Genomic DNA, 17,212 nt, shown 5'->3' with positions numbered 1-17,212 from the left:
GCGACCGTGCATGTCAATCGGGGATGTGACGCGGGCGGCAATAGCGACCTCGCTACGCTGTCACTCCGTGGCCTCCTCGATCATCGACACCGTTGCGAACCTCGCCAAGCGTCGCGGACTGGTGTTCCAGTCCGGCGAGATCTACGGCGGTACCAAATCCGCCTGGGACTACGGTCCACTCGGGGTCGAACTCAAGGAGAACATCAAGCGCCAGTGGTGGCGCTCGGTCGTCACCGGCCGCGACGACGTCGTCGGACTGGACAGCGCGATCATCCTGCCGCGCCAGGTGTGGGTGGCCTCCGGTCACGTCGAGGTGTTCAACGACCCGCTGGTGGAGTGCCTGAACTGCCACAAGCGGCACCGGCAGGACCACATGCAGGAAGCCTTCTTCGAGAAGAAGGGCGCCAAGGAGGGGTACGCCGACCCCGACACGGTGCCGATGTCCGAGATCGTGTGCCCGGACTGCGGCACCAAGGGGCAGTGGACCGAGCCCCGCGACTTCAACATGATGCTCAAGACCTACCTCGGCCCGATCGAGTCCGAGGAAGGCCTGCACTACCTGCGCCCCGAGACCGCGCAGGGCATCTTCGTGAACTTCGCGAACGTGGTCACCACCGCGCGCAAGAAGCCGCCCTTCGGCATCGGCCAGATCGGTAAGAGCTTCCGCAACGAGATCACCCCCGGCAACTTCATCTTCCGCACCCGCGAGTTCGAGCAGATGGAGATGGAGTTCTTCGTCGAGCCGTCGACGGCTCCGGAATGGCATCAGTACTGGATCGACACCCGGCTGCAGTGGTACGTCGACCTCGGCATCGATCGCGACAACCTGCGGCTCTACGAGCATCCGAAGGAGAAGTTGTCGCACTACTCCGACGGCACCACCGACATCGAGTACAAGTTCGGTTTCTCCGGCAACCCGTGGGGTGAGCTCGAGGGTATCGCCAACCGCACCAACTTCGACTTGTCCACGCACTCAAAGCATTCCGGTGTCGACCTGTCGTTCTACGACCAGGCCACCGACACCCGCTACGTGCCGTACGTGATCGAGCCCGCCGCCGGCCTGACCCGCTCGCTGATGGCGTTCCTGGTCGACGCCTACACCGAGGACGAGGCCCCCAACGCCAAGGGCGGCGTCGACAAGCGCACGGTGCTGCGGCTGGATCCGCGGCTCGCGCCGGTCAAGGCCGCGGTGCTGCCGCTGTCGCGGCACGCCGACCTGTCGCCGAAGGCGCGCGATCTGGCGGCCGAGCTGCGCAAGGCGTGGAACGTCGAGTTCGACGACGCGGGCGCGATCGGCCGCCGCTACCGCCGCCAGGACGAGATCGGCACCCCGTACTGCATCACCGTCGACTTCGACTCGCTGGACGACCACGCGGTCACCATCCGCGAACGCGACGCGATGACCCAGGAGCGCGTGGCCATCGACGCGGTGTCCGACTACCTGGCGGTGCGCCTGAAAGGCTGCTGAGCCTTCTTCCCTCTGTGGCGCGAGCGTGCGCGTCTGCGGCGGACACGCCGTCAGAATCACGAAGTTCACGCACGCTCACGCCGCCATCCGGCGCGTCAACGCGTTCGCGATGCGCCGCACCATGACCTCGGGGTGCTTGCGGACGTCCTCGGACACCACCGACAGCATGCTCCAGCCGATCTCCTGGAGCGCCGCGCGTTTCTGACGGTCCCGGGCGAACCGCTCCGGGTCGCTGTGCCAGTCGAATCCGTCGTACTCCACGGCGAGACTGGCGTCCGGCCAGGCGAAGTCGACGCGCCACGTCCGCCAACCACGGTCGACGAGTTCGTGCTGCAGCAGCGGTGCGGGCAACTTGCCGTCGAGCATGGCCAGCCGGGCCTCGCTCTCCATCGGCGATTCGGCCCGAGGGTCGGCCAGCGGGATGAGATCGCGTACCGCCACGATGCCGCGCCGACCGGCCTGCGCCTTGGCGGCGATCGTCAGTTCGCGGTGGTCACAGCTCCTGCTGCGCAGCGCAGCGTCCAGCGTGGCCAACGCCCGCGGCCGGCGGAGGGACCGTGCAACCTCGACGGCGGTCCACGCCGCGGCGGTCGCCTGGCCGTCCGCCATGCCCAGCGGGGCGCCGTCGCGCCGGTGCACGACGAGGCCGTCGCCGTTGCGCAGCTGGTGTCGCGGCGGGTTGAGGGCATGGATGTCGCGGGTGTCCTCGGTGTCGAAGCCGTACGCGGCCGCCGCGGTGCCCAGGCATATCGCGACGGGTTCACCGGCCCGCAGGTCGAGGCCACGCAGCCGCGTCACGATGTCCGGCTCGACCCGGCTGTACACGCCGGGCCACACCTTGATCAGGCGACCGTCCCGGATCTCGATGTCGAGGCGGCTGCGGCTGCAGAACCGCAGGAGCTGAGCCGTCGTCGCGACGCCGCCTTGCGCCCGGAACAGGTCGTCGAACTCGATCATGCTCACGATCGTCAGCCGCCGCGTTGCCGCCACCGCGCAGCCGGCGGTGACCCTGTGGATGAACTCGCGGTTGGGGACAACCGGCACCCGACGAGCGTGCGTGAAGTCGGGGAAAGTGGCGGCGTGTCGCCTGCAGACGCGCACGCTCGCGGAAAAGGGGGAGGGCTAGAAGCGGCCGCCGCCGCCGCTGAAGCCGCCACCGCCGCCGCCGAACCCACCGCCGCCGCCGCTGAACCCGCCGCCGAAGCCGCCTCCGCCGAAGCCGCCGCGCAGCGCGCCCGAGAGCAGGTTGCCGATCAGGATGCCGCCGACCATGGCGCCCATCTGTCCGCCTCCGCCGCCGCGCGGCCCGTTGAAGTGTCGCTGCGCGGCCGCGACGTCCGCGTTGGCCAGGGATTGGGCCTGGGTGGCGAGCATCGCGGCGCCGTTGGCGTGCGCGATGGCCTCGTTCAGGTTCGTCTCGCGCTTGTCGCGGGCGGCTTGCAACTGCCGGACCGCCTCGGCGAGCCGGGTCCGCGCCTCCGGGCCGACGGCGCCGCGCCGGGTGTCGATGTAGTCCGACACCGCCCGCACCCGCGACTGCGCGTTGAACAGCGCCTGGTCGTAGGTGCGGCTGAGCCGTTCCATGGTCTCCCGCTCCTGCGCGACCTCGGCGAGCAGCCGGTCCAGCTCCGCGTCGGCCTGGGTCAGGCGGGTGAAGGCGCCCAGCGGGTCGGCGCCGCCCTCGCTCTGGGCCAGCGAAACCGCCTGCACCGCGGCGTCTCTGGCGGTGCTGAGCTCGGTGGCCACCGCGACCGAACCCTGCGCCAGCTGCGCACCTGCCTGGTTGATGCCGTTCTGGATGTCGGCGATGACGGCGGGCAGACCGGCCACCGCGCGTTTGATGTCGGTGGACGCGCTGTCCACCGCGTCGAGCAGGGTGCGGGCCTGGCCGAGCGCGGCCTCGGCGCCGTGGATGGCGTCGACCAGTCCGGCCTGGCTGTCGGCCGGCCGCGACACCAGGCTGCGGGCCGTGCCGATGCTCTCGTCGGCGAACGCCAGCCGCTGCCGGGCCTCGTCGACATTGTCGGCCACCGAAACCAGTGCGGTCTCGGCGAACTGGGACTTCAACTGCGCCAGCGTCTGCTCGGCGGGGACGAGCCGGGCAGTCAGGTCGATCATCTTCTGGGTCAGCGTGTCCAGCCGGCTGGGCGCGTTGATCACCAGGTCGCGCAGTGCGGCGAACGCCTCCCGCTGCGCTTCGAGTTCCTCATCGGCCTTCGCGGCGGACACGATCACGCGGGTGAGCAGATCGCGGCGCTGCCGCGGGGTCTCGGGCACCGCGTCGTCGAGGATGTGCCGGACGTTGAGCGCCTGCGCCAGCGTGGCTTTGGCGTTGGCCACGGCCCGGGTGAACGCGGCGGTGTCCTGCTCGCCGAATTCCTCGACCGCCAGCGCCAATTCACTCTCGCTGGTGCGCACCTCGTTGTCGACGTCGACGACGATCTTGCGGGACAGGTCGTCGAGCGCGTCCAGCGACACCGACGCCAGCGCGTTCGGGTCCGACGGGTCCAGCCGCTGGGCCGCGGCGAACTCGGCCTCGCGGCGCTTGCGCCTGCGGCGACGCTGCCACACCACCAGCGCCGCCAGGATCAGCCCGATCACGCCGAGCAGCACGAGCATGCCGACCCAGCTGACCGAACCCGCACCGCCACTGCTGCCGCCGGCCAGTCCCTCGGCCGCCGCGACCGCCGCACCGGCCCAGTCGCCGGTGCGCAGCAGCGGTTCGACGTCGTCGCGCCGGACCTTGTCGACGTCGACGCCGCGCACCGACTCGGTGGGCGCGAGCAGCGCGTAGGCGCGGTCGACGGTGGCCACCGCCAGGATCGCGTCCTGGCTGCCCAGATCGCTGATCCGGTAGGTGGATTGCGCCCACGTCTGCGCGTTCTGGCCGTCGAAGCTCTCGACGAACACCACCCACAGCCGCAGCCGCCGCTCGTTGTACAGCCGGTCGACCGCGCCCTGCACCTCGGCCTTGCCGGACGCGTCGAGGGCACCGGCGTTGTCGGTGATGTAGGTGGGCAGCCGAAGCGGCGGCTCGGCGGCCGCGCCCGGAGCGCACAGGAGTCCGACGGTCAGGGCGGCGAGCAACATGGAGAGCAGGCGGGCGACACGCATGTCCGCCAATGTAGTGCGGCACGCCCGCACGGCTGTGCTGACAGGGCGATCACCCCTGGCAGACTGTGCGTCGGTGTCCATTGATCTCACGTCGCGTGATCCCTACAGCGAGTTCGACCGTCAGCGCCTGGTGGTCGAACCGCCCAAGGGTGCCGCGTTGCCGGGCACGGGCAACGAGACCCGCACCGACTTCGCCCGGGACCGCGCCCGCGTGCTGCACTGCGCGGCGCTGCGACGGCTGGCCGACAAGACCCAGGTCGTCGGCCCCCGGGACGGCGAGACGCCGCGCACCAGGCTGACGCATTCGCTGGAGGTGGCCCAGATCGGCCGCGGGATGGCGGTCAGCCTCGGCTGCGACCCCGACCTGGTCGACCTCGCAGGCCTGGCCCACGACATCGGCCACCCGCCCTACGGGCACAACGGGGAACGCGCGCTCGACGAGATCGTCAAGCCGTTCGGCGGGTTCGAGGGCAACGCGCAGAACTTCCGTATCCTGACCCGCCTCGAACCCAAAGTGCTTGACGCGCAGGGGCGCAGCGCCGGGCTGAACCTGACCAGGGCGTCGCTGGACGCGGTCCAGAAGTATCCGTGGCCGCGGCAGGAGGGCCGGCGCAAGTTCGGGTTCTACGGCGACGACATGGCCGCGGCGCAGTGGGTGCGCGACGGCGCGCCCGCCGAGCGGCCCTGCCTGGAGGCGCAGGTGATGGACTGGGCCGACGACGTCGCGTATTCGGTGCACGACGTCGAGGATGGCGTCATCTCCGGCCGCATCGACCTGCGGGTGCTGGCCGACGCCGACGCCGCCGCGTCGCTGGCCCACGTGGGCGCGAAGTCGTTCCCGTCGCTGACGCCCGACGATCTGCTGGCGGCTGCCGAGCGGCTCTCTCAGGTGCCGGTGGTGGCGGCGGTGGGCAAGTTCGACGGCACCCTGGCGGCGTCGGTGGCTCTCAAGGCGCTGACCAGCGAGCTGGTCGGCAGGTTCGCCAACGCCGCGGTCTCCGCGACCCGGGACGTCGCCGGGCCCGGGCCGTTGTGCCGTTTCGACGCCGAACTGGCGGTGCCCAGCCTGGTGCGCTCCGAGGTGGCGCTGCTCAAGACCCTCGCGCTGCAGTTCATCATGTCCGATCACCGGCACCTGCAGATCCAGGCCGACCAGCGCAACCGCGTCCAGGAGGTCGCGCTGGCCCTGTGGGGGCAGGCGCCCGGCAGCCTGGACCCGCAGTTCGCGGCGGATTTCGCCGCCGCCCCCGACGACGGCGCGCGTCTGCGGGTGGTCGTCGACCAGATCGCCTCCTACACCGAGGGCCGCTTGGAACGAGTGCACGAGGCGCGGTCGCCCCGGCCTCTAGACTGACCGCGTGGCGGCTGAAGCGACTCGAGGGCGGGGCAGGATCCCCGATCGGGACATCGCCGCCATCCGCGAACGCGTCAACATCGAGGACGTCGTCGGCGACTACGTGCAGCTGCGGCGCGCGGGCGCGGATTCCATGAAGGGGCTGTGCCCGTTCCACGACGAGAAGTCCCCGTCGTTCCACGTGCGGCCCAACCACGGCCACTTCCACTGCTTCGGTTGCGGTGAGGGCGGCGACGTCTACGCGTTCCTGCAGAAGATCGAGCACGTCAGCTTCGTCGAGGCCGTCGAGCTGCTCGCCGACCGCGTCGGCTACACCGTCACCTACACCGGCGGGTCCACCACCAACGTCCAGCGCGACCGCGGCAGTCGCAGCAGGCTGCTGGCCGCCAACGCCGCCGCGCAGGAGTTCTACGCCGAACAGCTGCAGAGCGACGAGGCCGCACCGGCGCGTCAGTACCTGCTCGAACGCAACTTCGATGCCGCCGCGGCCGCCCGGTTCGGCTGCGGGTTCGCCCCGTCCGGCTGGGAGACCCTGACCAAACATCTGCTGCGCAAGGGCTTCGAGTTCAAGGAGCTGGAGGCCGCGGGCCTGTCGCGGGAAGGCCGGCGCGGCCCGATGGACCGCTTCCACCGCCGGTTGCTGTGGCCGATCCGGGCCAGCGGCGGCGAGGTCATCGGGTTCGGGGCGCGCCGGATCTTCGACGACGACCAGATGGAAGCCAAGTACGTCAACACCCCCGAGACCGTGCTCTACAAGAAGTCCTCGGTGCTGTTCGGCCTCGACCTGGCCAGGCGGGACATCGCCAAGGCGCACCGCGCCGTCGTGGTCGAGGGCTACACCGACGTGATGGCCATGCACCTGGCCGGCGAGACCACGGCCGTGGCGTCGTGCGGCACCGCGTTCGGCGACAGCCACCTGGCGCTGCTGCGCCGGCTGATGATGGACGACAACTGGTACCGCGGCGAGCTGATCTTCGTGTTCGACGGCGACGCCGCCGGGCAGGCCGCCGCGCTGAAGGCGTTCGACGGAGACCAGCAGGTGGCGGGCAAGTCGTTCGTCGCGGTGGCCGCCGACGGGATGGACCCGTGTGACCTGCGGCTGAAGTCCGGCGACGGTGCGCTGCGCGATCTCGTCGCGCGCCGCATCCCGATGTTCGAGTTCGCGGTCCGCAGCCTGATCCCCAGCGGGGACGTCCTGGACAACGATCCGCAGGCCCAGGTCGACGCGCTGCGGCAGTGCGTGCCGCTGGTGGCCAGGATCCGCGATTACGCGCTGCGCGACGAATACGCGCGCAGGTTGGCCGGCTGGACGGGCTGGCGGGACGAGGGCCAGGTGCTGAACCGGGTGCGCGAGGAGGCGGCCCGGCGGGGAATGCCCGAGCGCTCCCGCAGGCGCGCCGCCGCCCGGGAGCAGACGCCGGCGCCCGCGGCGAGCGGTTCCGGCGAGCCCCGGATGCTGCGCCCCGACCCCGCCGATCCGACGTTGTGGCCGCAACGAGAGGCCCTCAAATCCGCGCTGCAGTATCCGGCGCTGGCCGGGCCGGTGTTCGACTCCCTGGCCGCCGAGAGTTTCACCCACCCCGGCTATGTCGCGGTGCGCGCGGCCATCGAAGCCGCAGGCGGCACCGCCTCGGGTGCCACGGGAGCGCAGTGGATCGAGATGGTCCGCGACCAGCTGGCCGCCCCGGAGGCCGCGAATCTGGTCAACGAGCTGGGTGTGGAGGCGATCAACGCCGACGACGAGCGGTTGCCGCGCTACATCGGTGGCGTGCTGGCCCGGCTGCAGGAGGTCTGGATCGGCAGGCAGATCGCCGAGGTCAAATCCAAGCTGCAGCGGATGTCACCGGTGGAGCACAGTGACGAATACCACGCCCTGTTCGGCGACCTGGTCGCGATGGAGGCGTATCGCCGCAGTCTGTTGGAACAGGCCAGCGGTAACGACCTCACTGCGTGAAGCCGATAGGGGGGTTAGGGTGGGCATTATCGAACGTCGGGGAGAAGGCGAGCTGTGATGGTGGGCAAGATCCAGAGCAACAAGATGCGGTTGGTCGCAGGGGCCATCGCCGCCGCCGCGGTCGCCGTTCCGATGTACGCGTCGCTGGCCGCCGCGGAGGCCCCGCAGGCCACGGCAGGCCCGGCCTGCCTCGCCTGGTTCGGCAACAAGGAAGACGGCAACTGCCTGTCCTACTCCAACGGCACCGGCGCCACGATCGGCACCCCGCAGTTCGGCTTCGGTGAGAACGGCTTCGGCTTCTACACCGGACCGCTGCTGCCCGGCACCACGATCAGCCAGGGCATCGGCGGAAGCTAGGGGTTTCTCCGCACCATCTGCTCCGGCTCCAAAACCTCGGTGCCGGAGTCGATGCGCGTCAACTTCACCAGCGCCGGGTCGGGGGACACCCGCTCGGCGATCTTGCGTCGTCCGGCATCGATGACGGCCTTGGCCGCCGGGCTGCCCGTGAGCGCGCGGTACGTGCCGGAGATCTGCTCGAAACGCTGCCTACCGGCCTTGGTTCCCATCACGTAGCCGACGGCCGCAGCTGCGACATACCCGATCACAGGGCTCCTCCCGGAGGTCTTGAAGTGAGGTGACGTGTCGGTGTCCATCCTGCCTCACCGGGGGCCCCGCGCGCCGTGCCGGGAACACATTGGCACCTTCGCGCAGACGTAGGCTAGAGTGCTCTCTGGCCCGCGGCGCAGACCGCGGGAGGGCAATCCCCTGTAGCTCAATTGGCAGAGCATTCGGCTGTTAACCGAAGGGTTGCTGGTTCGAGTCCAGCCGGGGGAGCAGGAAGTTCCCGCCCATTGCGGGCGGGACAGCCAGCCTGCTGTGGGGTTGGTGGGAGACCACTGGCACACCTCGCGGGCGCCGCTCCGGCGTGGATACGCTTTCCCCACCAACGCAAGATCTGCAGGCAATGGCGCTCAACGGGTTTCGCGTCCTTCCGAGCAGAGGGGGAACGCCATGTCGATCACTTTCCGGGTCACCGCCGCGGCGGTCGGAGCGGCCGCCCTGGTGGGCGCCGTCGGTGTCGACGTCGCGCAGGCCGGCACCTATCCCAAGGCCGGCACGTATCACGACGGAGGCGAAGGCGCGACCGTCGAGCCGGCCCCCGACCCCACGACGATGGAGACCGCGTCGTTCAGCCCGCAGATCCACGCTGAGACGCCGTGCGGCGCCACCCCGTGGGGCGGCGGCTGCGGTTAAGCCGAACGCTGGGAAGCGCTTTGACGCCGCGTCGACGCATCCGCCTATTCTGGGGCGCATGCGAGTTGCGCCCCCGCGGGGCAGACACCTGACGCTGGCCGTCCTGGCCGCCGCGGCCACGGTCGCCGCCGGATGCGGCTGGAGCCCACCGTCACCGCCGCCGACCAGTGCGGCCGCCGACTGCGGCCCGGGCCCGACGGAGCAGGCTGTCGAGTCCGAGCTGTCACTGCTGCCTGCGGGCGCCTGGCGCGAGACCGATCGGGGCAGCGCCGCCGACTGCCGGCTGCATTGGGTCGTGGTGTCCTCCGGCGACGCGGACGACAGCCCGCAGCAGGTGTTCTTCTTCGACGACGCGGAGCCCGTCGGCCCGCCGACGATGGACCCGAAGCCGTATATCACCGTGACCCCGCAGGGCGAGCACGACGCCGTCGTGCAGTACCAGTGGCGTCAGGGCCAGGATGAGCCGTGCTGCCCCACCGGTGTCGGCACGGCGCGGGTCACGCTCGAAGAGGGCAGGCTCACGGTTCTGGACCCGATACCGAACCAGTGACCGTCCGGAGCTAGATGGTCCCGGCGCTGGTCGCGTTTTGAGGGGTGTGCTCGTCGGCGTCGGGGATGTGCTCGGGATGCAGCATCTCGGCGTAGCGCAGCTGTTCGGGGATGCCGAACCCGTCGACGAGCAACTCGGCGTACGGGCGCAGTCGCCGGCAACGGTCGTTGATGGCGCGGGTGACGGCCTTGGCGCGTTCGGTGGACAGGAACCGGTGCTCGACGAACCAGGCCTTGTCCTCCTCGATCACCGACAGCGCATACAGGTCGCACACCAGGCCGAGGACCTCGCGGGCTTGCCGGTCTTCACAGGAGTCGATGCCCGCGACGAAGGCTTCGAGCACGATGCGGTCGATGTGGGCATGGGCCACGTGCAGCACGTGGTCCTGCACCGAGTTGAACGCCTCGAATGCGCTCATCTCCTTGGACTTGCCCTGTAGCCGCCGCGCCACCGAGGCCACCATGTACTCCTCGCGGTCCTCGAACATCTGCACCTGGGTGCCGCGGTTGAAGAGGCTGCCCTCTTCCTCGTTGTCCTGGCGGGTGTCGAGGATGGTCTGCATGATCGTCTGCGCGGCAGTGCGTTTGAGTACCCGTTCGCCGGCGAAACTGGCGGCGAAGCGCACCCACTCCACGGGGCTCATGCCTTTGATGTCGTCGGCGTAGGCGGTGAGCAGTTCCTTGGCCACGAGCTGGAACAGCACATGGTTGTCGCCCTCGAAGGTGGTGAAGACGTCGGTGTCGGCCTTGAGCGCGATCAGCCGGTTCTCGGCGAGATAGCCTGCGCCGCCGCAGGCTTCACGCGCCTCCTGGATGGCCCGGGTGGCGTGCCAGGTGTTGGCGGCCTTCAGCCCCGCGGCGCGCGACTCGAGCTCGCGCTGCTCTTCCGGGTCGGGGTCGTCGGAAGTCTGCAGCTCATGGCATTTGGCGACCAGCTCGTTCTGGGCGAACTGCAGCGCATACGACCGGGCGATCAGCGGGAACAGCCGGCGCTGGTGCACCAGATAGTCCATCAGCAGCACCTCGCCTCCGTCGGGGTCGGAGAACTGCCTGCGCTGCAACGCATACCGGGTCGCGATGTCGAGTGCGACGCGTGCCGCGGCGCCGGCGCTGCCCCCGACGGTGACCCGGCCGCGGATCAGAGTGCCGAGCATCGTGAAGAACCGGCGGCTGGGGTTCTCGATCGGGGAGCTGTACGTCCCGTCGGGTGCGACGTCGGCGTACTTGTTGAGCAGGTTCTCGCGGGGCACCCGCACGTTGTCGAACTGGATGCGGCCGTTGTCGACCCCGGGCAGTCCGCCTTTGTAGTGGCAGTCCGAGGTGGTCACGCCGGGCAGGTCGTTGCCGTCCTCGTCACGGATCGGCACCACGAAGCAGTGCACGCCGTGGGTCACGCCGTCCGGGGTGATCAGCTGCGCGAAAACAGCTGCCACCCGCGCGGTTTCGGCCGCACCGCCGATGTAGTCCTTGCGGGCCGACGGTGTGGGGGAGTCGATGACGAACTCCTGGGTGGCCGGATCGTAGGTGGCTGTGGTCTCCAGGGACTGCACGTCGCTGCCGTGACCGGTCTCGGTCATCGCGAAACAGCCGAGCACCTCGAGGTTGATCAGCTTTTTGACGTAGGCCTGGTGGTGGCGCTCGGTGCCGAGATTCTCGATGGCGCCGCCGAACAGGCCCCACTGCACGCCGGCCTTGACCATCAACGACAGGTCGCTCATCGCGAGCATCTCGATCTGGGTGACCGCGGCGCCGACGTCGCCGTTGCCGCCGTGCTCCTTCTTGAAGCCGTCCTCGGCCGCGCCCCGGGCGGCCATGATCCTCATCTGCTCGGCCACTTTGGTGCGGGCGATGACGGTGTTGGGCGTGTAGTGCGGCCGGAAGATCTCGTTGCTCAGCTCGTGGCGCACCCGGTTCTTCACGTCCCGGAAGCGACCGTCCAGCGAGTTGCGCAAGTGCTCGGCAGTGGTGGTCATGCCTCGACGGTAGCCCGCAGAGACTGCACGCAAACTGTGATGTCGCAAACCGAAGGGGAACCTGACCTGTGTTTCCACCGGCGGCGGGTGTTCACTCGAGCCCATGCAGCCATCCGGGGAGCCGTTGTCACCGACGGGCATGCCGCACGTGCCGTATCACCGTCACGCCGACGTGACCGGGGGCTGGCTGCGGGCGGCCACGTTCGGCGCGATGGACGGTCTGGTGAGCAACACCGCGCTGATCGCGGGCGTGGCCGCGAGTGCGGACGCGCACACCGTGGTGATCAGCGGGGTTGCCGGCTTGCTGGCCGGTGCGTTCTCGATGGCGCTGGGGGAGTACACGTCGGTGACGACGGCCAACGAGCAGATCGAATCGGAGGTGCGGGTGGAACGCCGGTCCTTCCGCAGCCATCCCGACGACGAGCGAGCGGAACTGGTGGCGATGCTCACCGACATGGGGATGTCGCCGGATACGGCGACCAAGGCCTCCGAGGAGATCCACCGTGACGAGAGCAAGGCGATGAACTTCCATCTCGTCCAGGAGCTGGGGGTGGACCCGCGGGAGAAGCCGTCGCCGTGGGTGGCGGCGTTCTCGTCGTTCTTCCTGTTCGCCATCGGCGCGGTGATCCCGCTGATCCCGTACCTGCTCGGATACGCCTCGCTGTGGGCCGGGCTGGCGTGCGGCGGCGTCGGACTGCTGCTGGTCGGCGGTGTCGCGGCGCGGTTCACCCGCAAGGCGGTGGCGTGGGCCGCGATTCGCCAGCTGCTGCTCGGCGGCGCCGCGATCGCGGTGACCTACTTCGTCGGCTACCTGGTCGGGGCCGCGGTCACCTGATCAGCTGTCGCTGCCCACGGTGACTGCGCCGGCCTGATCGGTCAGTGCGTCGAGTTCGGTTTCCTCGTCGTCGATGTGGGTCAGGTGTCCGCGCGTGGCGGCGAGCGCGACGGCGGCCAGTAGGACCGCGGCGGCACCCACCCAGAACGGCAGGTGCACGCTGACCCGCTCCCCGAGCACCCCGGCCAGCCACGGCGCCACCGCGGCCCCGCCGAACCGCATGAAGCTGTAGGCCGCCGACGCGACTCCGCGCTCGATTGGCGCCGCCTTCATCACGGTCTCGGTGATCAGCGTGTTGTTGATGCCGATCCACAGTCCGGCCACCACCACACCGCCGGCCAGCACGGCCTTGTGGTCGGTGGCGATCGCCATCACGGCCAGCGTCGCGGTCATCGCGAGCAGGTTCACCAGCAGCGCCGGCACGGTGCCGAACCGGCGTTGCAGCCGGGGCGCGACGACCACCGAGGTGAACGCGAGGGCCACACCCCATCCGAAGAAGATCAGGCCGATCTCGTGGGCGTTCATGTCCAGCGGGAACGGCGTGAAGGCCAGCAGTGTGAAGAACCCGAAGTTGTACAGCAGCGCGGTGACCCCGACGCCGAACAGCCCGCGGTGCCGCAGGGCGCGGAACGGGTCGGCCAGCGTGGTGGCGCGTTCGGCGCGCGGCGTGGCGGGCAGCAGGAAGGTGGTGACCACCAGCGCCAGCGCCATCAGCGCGGAGACGCCGAAGAACGGGCCACGCCACGAGATCGACCCGAGCAGACCGCCGACCAGTGGGCCGACGGCGATCCCGAGGCCGAGCGCGGCTTCGTAGAGGATGATCGCCTGCGCCACCGAGCCGCGGGCGGACTTGACGATGGTGGCCAGCGCGGTCGCGATGAACAGGGCGTTGCCCAGGCCCCACAGCGCGCGCCAGCCCACGATGCCCATCACGCTGTCACTCATGCCGGCCAGTCCGGCGCCCGCGATGATGATGGCCAGCCCCAGCAGCAGTGTGCGTTTCGGGCCGATCCGGCTGGACACCACGCCGGTGACCAGCATGGCCAGGCCCATCACGGCCATGTAGCTGGTGAACAGCAGCGACACCTGTGACGGGGTCGCGTCCAGGTTGTCGGCGATGGGTTTGAGGATCGGGTCGACCAGCCCGATGCCCATGAACGCGACGACGGAGGCGAAGGCGACCGCCCAGACGGCCTTGGGTTGGGAACGAAGCATTGGTGAACTATATAGAGAAGCTATGCATTGCCTCAACCCCTGCGAGGCGCCCGGCTCAGCGCGGTGTCGGACTCGGGGTGGTGGCGTCCTCGATGATCCTGCGCATGATCTCGACCGCCTGCTCCAGGCAGGCGCGGTCGGCCTCGCTCAGCCGTTCCAGGTACGGCGCGACGGCCGCCCCGCGGTCCGCGCGGGCCTGGCGCAGCGCCGCGACACCGTCCGGGGTGATCCGGATCAGCACCGCGCGTGCGTCGTTCGGGTCGGCCGCGCGGGTGACCAGTCCGGCGTCCTCCAGGCGGCGCACCTGCATGGTCATCGTCGGTTGCGAGCAGTGGTCGAGCGCAGCCAGATCCGAGATCCGCGCCTCGCCGCGGTCCTCGATCGTGGACAGCAGTCGGGCCTGGGCGAACGGGACCGGCATCCGGACCCGCTGATTGGCGAGCCGGTTGATGCGGGCCACCACCGAGAGCAGGTCTGAACCGAGCGTGGTCGACATGCGCCCATGGTCACATAGCCCGACCGGGCAGATCGAGGCGCGCCGTGGTGTCGGTCACAAGCCGGGCCGTCGGTCGGCGGACAGGACACTGGCAGAATCGTGAGATGACATCGGCCGGCCCGGAGCGCGTCCCCCGACGTTCCGGGCCCCTGCAACCGGTCGAACTCGCCCAGGCCGCGGTGATGGGCGCGCTGTGCGCGGCCATCGCGATCATCGCGGTCGTGGTGCCGTTCGCGGCGGGCCTGTCGCTGCTGGGCACCGTGCCGATGGGTCTGCTCGCCTACCGCTACCGGCTGCGAGTGCTGCTGGCCGCGACGGTGGCCGGCGGCGTGGTCGCGTTCCTCATCGCCGGCATGGGCGGCTTCATGACCGTCGTGAACTGTGCCTACATCGGGGGCCTGACCGGCATCGTCAAACGGCGCGGCCGCGGTACGCCGACCGTCATCGGCTGCGCGCTGGTCGCCGGTGCGCTGTTCGGGGTCGTGATCGTGGCGGCGCTCGCCGTGCTGAGCAGGCTGCGCAACCTGATGTTCGACTCGGTCACCGCCAACATCACCGGTCTCGCCGCGGTCATCGAACGCGTGCCGGGCATGGAACCGGTCGCCGAACGGCTCACCCGCGACTTCGGCACCGCGCTGGACTACTGGCCGTTGCTCTTCTTCGCCACCGGCGTGGTCAGCATCACCTTCGTCAGCCTGGTCGGCTGGTGGGCGCTGTCGCGGGTGCTCGGCCGGCTGGTCGAGGTGCCCGACGTGCACAAACTGGAAGCCTCCGCCGACGTCGGCGCCATCGCGCCGGTCCCGTTGCAGCTGCACGACATCCGGTTCCGCTACCCGAGCGCCGCGCACGACGCGCTCGGTCCGGTGTCGCTGACCGTTCGGCCCGGAGAGCATCTGGCGATCACCGGAGCCAACGGCTCGGGCAAGACGACGCTGATGCTGGTGCTGTCGGGCCGCGAACCCACGTCCGGGACCGTGGAACGGCCCGGGGCGGTCGGCCTGGGCAAGATCGGCGGCACCGCGGTGGTGATGCAGCATCCGGAGAGCCAGGTCCTGGGCACCCGGGTCGCCGACGACCTGGTCTGGGGCCTGCCGCCGGGGGCCGCCGTCGACGTGGACCAACTGCTCGCCGAGGTCGGGCTCGACGGACTGGCCGAACGGGACACCGGCGGACTGTCCGGCGGCGAACTGCAGCGCCTGGCCGTGGCCGGCGCGCTGGCCCGCGAGCCGTCGCTGCTGATCGCCGACGAGGTCACCAGCATGGTCGACCAGGACGGGCGCGAGGGGCTGATGTCGGTGCTGTCGGGGCTGACCAGGCGTCACCGCACCGCGCTGGTGCACATCACGCACTACAACAACGAGGCCGAGGCCGCCGACCGGACCGTGATGCTCACCGGTAACGGCGCGTCCGACAACACCGAGATGGTGGAGCAGGCCGACGTACCCATGCCTGCGCCGACCGCCGACGAGCCCCGCGGCGCGCCCGTCCTCGAACTCGTCGGGGTCGGCCACCAGTACGGCAGCGGCACCCCGTGGGCCAAGTCCGCGCTGGACGGCATCGACCTCACCGTGCACGAAGGCGACGGGGTGTTGATCCACGGACTCAACGGTTCCGGCAAGTCCACGCTGGCGTGGATCATGGCGGGCCTGACCGTGCCGACCACCGGCAGCTGTCTGCTCGACGGGGAGCCCGTCTCCGAACAGGTTGGTGCGGTGGCCATCTCGTTCCAGGCCGCCCGGCTGCAGCTGATGCGCAGCCACGTCGCCCACGAGATCGCCTCGGCGGCCGGGTTCTCGGTGCGCGACAGGGAGCGCGTGATCGCCGCGCTGGCCACCGTCGGCCTCGACCCCGCCCTGGCGACGCGGCGCATCGATCAGCTCAGCGGCGGGCAGATGAGACGCGTGGTGCTGGCCGGCCTCCTGGCCCGCTCACCGCGCGCGCTGATCCTCGACGAACCACTGGCCGGGCTGGACGCCGAATCCGCGCGGGGACTGCTGCGGCTGCTGGAGGACCTACGCCGCCGCGAGAAGTTGACCGTCGTGGTGATCTCCCACGACTTCGCCGGCCTCGACGGGCTGTGCCCGCGCACGGTGCATCTCGAGAACGGCAGGCTCGCACCCACCCCGACCACGGCCGGAGGTCGATCATGACCGCCACCGCGCCCCGCAAGCCGCGCAGGCAGGTGGTGCTGCTGCGCCCGGTGCCCGGCGACACCGTCATGCACCGGCTGTGGGCGGGCTCGAAGCTGTTGATCGTGGCCGGTATCGGCGTGCTGCTCACCTTCTACCCGGGCTGGGTGCCGATCGGGGCGGTGGCGCTGCTGGTGGTCGTCGGCGCGGTACTGGCCCGCATCCCGCGCGGCGTGCTGCCCTCGATCCCGGGCTGGCTGTGGTTCCTGCTGCTGCTGGGCGGGCTCACCGCGACCTTCGCCGGGGGCAGCCCGGTGGTCGGCATCGGGTCGGCCGAGATCGGCCTGGGCGGGCTGCTGAACTTCCTGCGCATCACCGCGCTGTCGATCGTGCTGCTGGGTCTGGGCGCCATGGTGTCGTGGACCACCAACGTCGCCGAGGTCGCGCCCGCGGTGGCCAAACTCGGCCGTCCGCTGCGCGCGCTGCGCATCCCGGTCGACGACTGGGCGGTGACGCTGGCGTTGGCGCTGAGGGCATTCCCGATGCTGGTCGACGAATTCAGTGTGCTCTACGCCGCGCGCCGGCTGCGGCCCCGCGAGGTCGACGGTAACCGGCGCTCGCGGCTGCGCCGACGGGCGTCCGGCCTGATCGACATGCTCGCGGCCGCGGTCACCGTCGCGCTGCGCCGGGCCGACGAGATGGGCGACGCGATCACCGCCCGCGGTGGGGCAGGGCAGATCTCGGCGGTCCCGTCGGGGCCCAAACGCCGCGACTGGGTGGCGTTCGCCGTCGTGATCCTGGTGTGCGGCATCGCGCTGGCACTGGAGCTGACCATCCTGGGCACCAGCGGCATCCAACGCTGAACCCGCTA

15 protein-coding genes and 1 tRNA gene are annotated in these 17,212 nt (G+C 70.3%); 10 read left to right on the top strand and 6 right to left on the bottom strand.

The annotated features are described in order from the left end of the window. The first annotated feature begins 10 nt into the window (after positions 1–10). Positions 11–1,468, top strand: coding sequence for a glycine--tRNA ligase (locus tag C6A87_RS17675; RefSeq protein WP_311113477.1), 1,458 nt, complete (start codon positions 11–13; stop codon positions 1,466–1,468). A 75-nt stretch (positions 1,469–1,543) separates the two neighbouring features. On the opposite strand, the gene C6A87_RS17670 is transcribed toward C6A87_RS17675, so the two are convergent. Next, positions 1,544–2,425 (bottom strand): DUF559 domain-containing protein, encoded by an 882-nt coding sequence (locus tag C6A87_RS17670; RefSeq protein WP_311117975.1) that lies wholly within the window; start codon positions 2,423–2,425, stop codon positions 1,544–1,546. A gap of 165 nt (positions 2,426–2,590) precedes the next feature. Continuing rightward, a complete protein-coding gene (locus C6A87_RS17665) occupies positions 2,591–4,582 on the bottom strand; it encodes a TPM domain-containing protein (RefSeq protein ID WP_311113476.1) in 1,992 nt (663 codons plus the stop codon). Between C6A87_RS17665 and C6A87_RS17660 the strand changes: the two genes are divergently transcribed. From C6A87_RS17660 to C6A87_RS17650, 3 genes are read left to right on the top strand one after another with little or no spacing between them, the layout of a single operon-like run. Then, entirely contained in the window at positions 4,581–5,936 is a 1,356-nt protein-coding gene (locus C6A87_RS17660) for a deoxyguanosinetriphosphate triphosphohydrolase (RefSeq protein WP_396836891.1), read from the top strand. The genes C6A87_RS17665 and C6A87_RS17660 overlap by 2 nt on opposite strands. A 4-nt stretch (positions 5,937–5,940) precedes the next feature. Further along, positions 5,941–7,890, top strand: a complete 1,950-nt coding sequence (dnaG, locus tag C6A87_RS17655) for a DNA primase (RefSeq protein ID WP_311113475.1) — start codon at positions 5,941–5,943, stop codon at positions 7,888–7,890. 57 nt (positions 7,891–7,947) lie between these two features. Beyond that, the gene (locus C6A87_RS17650; RefSeq protein ID WP_311113474.1) at positions 7,948–8,247 is read left to right on the top strand and encodes a hypothetical protein; all 300 of its coding nucleotides are present in this window, start codon (positions 7,948–7,950) and stop codon (positions 8,245–8,247) included. Here C6A87_RS17650 and C6A87_RS17645 read toward each other — a convergent pair. Beyond that, complete coding sequence (locus tag C6A87_RS17645; protein ID WP_311117973.1) at positions 8,244–8,495, bottom strand: hypothetical protein; 252 nt, start codon at positions 8,493–8,495, stop codon at positions 8,244–8,246. The genes C6A87_RS17650 and C6A87_RS17645 overlap by 4 nt on opposite strands. Before the next feature lie 156 nt (positions 8,496–8,651). On the opposite strand from C6A87_RS17645, the gene C6A87_RS17640 reads away from it, so the two are divergent. The 3 genes from C6A87_RS17640 to C6A87_RS17630 all read left to right on the top strand — a co-directional run bounded on the left by C6A87_RS17640 (position 8,652) and on the right by C6A87_RS17630 (position 9,694). Continuing rightward, positions 8,652–8,724, top strand: a tRNA-Asn gene (locus tag C6A87_RS17640). A 177-nt stretch (positions 8,725–8,901) separates the two neighbouring features. After that, on the top strand, positions 8,902–9,144 hold the full coding sequence (locus C6A87_RS17635) for a hypothetical protein (RefSeq protein WP_311113473.1): 243 nt from the start codon (positions 8,902–8,904) through the stop codon (positions 9,142–9,144). Between the two features lie 58 nt (positions 9,145–9,202). Next, a complete protein-coding gene (locus C6A87_RS17630; RefSeq protein ID WP_311113472.1) occupies positions 9,203–9,694 on the top strand; it encodes an LppP/LprE family lipoprotein in 492 nt (163 codons plus the stop codon). A 10-nt stretch (positions 9,695–9,704) separates the two neighbouring features. On the opposite strand, the gene C6A87_RS17625 is transcribed toward C6A87_RS17630, so the two are convergent. Further along, complete coding sequence (locus C6A87_RS17625; RefSeq protein ID WP_311113471.1) at positions 9,705–11,666, bottom strand: acyl-CoA dehydrogenase; 1,962 nt, start codon at positions 11,664–11,666, stop codon at positions 9,705–9,707. Positions 11,667–11,769: 103 nt separating this feature from the next. On the opposite strand from C6A87_RS17625, the gene C6A87_RS17620 reads away from it, so the two are divergent. Then, positions 11,770–12,501 (top strand): VIT1/CCC1 transporter family protein, encoded by a 732-nt coding sequence (locus C6A87_RS17620; RefSeq protein ID WP_311113470.1) that lies wholly within the window; start codon positions 11,770–11,772, stop codon positions 12,499–12,501. Here the strand turns inward: C6A87_RS17620 and C6A87_RS17615 are convergent, their stop codons facing one another. Both C6A87_RS17615 and C6A87_RS17610 read right to left on the bottom strand, forming a co-directional pair. Continuing rightward, positions 12,502–13,716, bottom strand: coding sequence for an MFS transporter (locus C6A87_RS17615; protein ID WP_311113469.1), 1,215 nt, complete (start codon positions 13,714–13,716; stop codon positions 12,502–12,504). 55 nt (positions 13,717–13,771) lie between these two features. Next, entirely contained in the window at positions 13,772–14,212 is a 441-nt protein-coding gene (locus tag C6A87_RS17610; RefSeq protein ID WP_311113468.1) for a MarR family transcriptional regulator, read from the bottom strand. Between the two features lie 104 nt (positions 14,213–14,316). Here C6A87_RS17610 and C6A87_RS17605 point away from each other — a divergent pair, with 104 nt between their 5' ends. Both C6A87_RS17605 and C6A87_RS17600 read left to right on the top strand, forming a co-directional pair. Then, on the top strand, positions 14,317–16,362 hold the full coding sequence (locus C6A87_RS17605; RefSeq protein WP_311113467.1) for a DUF2232 domain-containing protein: 2,046 nt from the start codon (positions 14,317–14,319) through the stop codon (positions 16,360–16,362). Beyond that, on the top strand, positions 16,359–17,204 hold the full coding sequence (locus C6A87_RS17600) for an energy-coupling factor transporter transmembrane protein EcfT (RefSeq protein ID WP_311113466.1): 846 nt from the start codon (positions 16,359–16,361) through the stop codon (positions 17,202–17,204). Before C6A87_RS17605 ends, C6A87_RS17600 begins: the two co-directional genes overlap by 4 nt. Positions 17,205–17,212: the final 8 nt, after the last annotated feature.

Source organism: Mycobacterium sp. ITM-2016-00317, assembly GCF_002968295.1.
Classification (GTDB): domain Bacteria; phylum Actinomycetota; class Actinomycetes; order Mycobacteriales; family Mycobacteriaceae; genus Mycobacterium.
This window is presented reverse-complemented; position numbering and strand designations above follow the sequence as displayed.